General features: G+C 62.8%; 1 protein-coding gene. It reads left to right on the top strand.

Annotated elements, in window-relative coordinates:
• The first annotated feature begins 1 nt into the window (after position 1).
• Positions 2-1192, top strand: coding sequence for an elongation factor Tu (gene tuf / locus AC1RRV_RS22555; protein WP_492861888.1), 1191 nt, complete (start codon positions 2-4; stop codon positions 1190-1192).
• Positions 1193-1226 lie beyond the last annotated feature (34 nt).

Raw genomic sequence — 1226 nt, 5'->3', positions numbered from 1 at the left:
GATGGCCAAGGAAAAGTTCGAACGCACTAAGCCGCACTGCAACATCGGCACGATTGGTCACGTTGACCATGGCAAGACGACGTTGACGGCCGCGATCACGATCACGCTGGCGAAGACGGGCGGCGCGACCGCCAAGAACTACGCCGACATCGACGCCGCGCCGGAAGAAAAGGCCCGCGGCATCACGATCAACACGGCTCACGTCGAGTATGAGACGGCCAACCGTCACTATGCTCACGTCGACTGCCCCGGCCACGCCGACTACGTGAAGAACATGATCACGGGCGCGGCTCAGATGGACGGCGCGATCCTGGTGGTTTCGGCCGCCGACGGTCCGATGCCGCAGACGCGCGAGCACATCCTGCTGGCCCGTCAGGTCGGCGTGCCGGCGCTGGTCGTCTACATGAACAAGGTCGACCTGGTCGACGACGAAGAGCTGCTGGAACTGGTCGAGATGGAAGTGCGCGAGCTGCTTTCGTCGTACGAGTTCCCGGGCGACGACATTCCGATCACCAAGGGCTCGGCCAAGGTGGCGATCGACGGCGGCAACCCCAAGATCGGTGAAGAGTCGATCCTGGCGCTGATGGCCACGGTGGACGCCTACATCCCGCAGCCGGAACGTCCGATCGACCTGCCGTTCCTGATGCCGGTCGAAGACGTGTTCTCGATCTCGGGCCGCGGCACGGTTGTGACCGGTCGTATCGAAAAGGGCATCGTCAAGGTCGGCGAAGAAGTTGAAATCGTCGGCATCCGTCCGGTCCAGAAGACGACCTGCACGGGCGTCGAAATGTTCCGCAAGCTGCTGGACCAAGGTCAAGCCGGCGACAACGTGGGCGTGCTGCTGCGCGGCACCAAGCGTGAAGACGTCGAGCGCGGCCAAGTGCTGTGCAAGCCGGGTTCGATCACGCCGCACACCAAGTTCGTGGCCGAAGCCTATATCCTGGGCAAGGAAGAAGGCGGCCGTCACACGCCGTTCTTCACCAACTACCGTCCGCAGTTCTACTTCCGCACGACCGATGTCACCGGCATCATCAAGCTGAAGGAAGGCGTGGAAATGATCATGCCGGGCGACAACGCCGAGCTGGACGTCGAGCTGATCACCCCGATCGCCATGGACCAAGGCCTGCGCTTCGCCATCCGCGAAGGCGGCCGCACGGTCGGCGCCGGCGTGGTTGCGAAGATCGTCGAGTAATCTCGAAACGATCTAGCTTCGGCTGACAATGCGA

Source organism: Caulobacter sp. GW821-FHT11E10 (assembly GCF_058808375.1).
The sequence above is the reverse complement of the archived record's forward strand: the minus strand, read 5'-3'. Positions and strand labels throughout refer to the sequence as shown.

Bases quoted from the DNA above. Each gene is read 5' to 3' on its own strand.
- tuf (WP_492861888.1), top strand. From the start codon at position 2: ATGGCCAAGGAAAAGTTCGAACGCACTAAGCCGCACTGCAACATCGGC.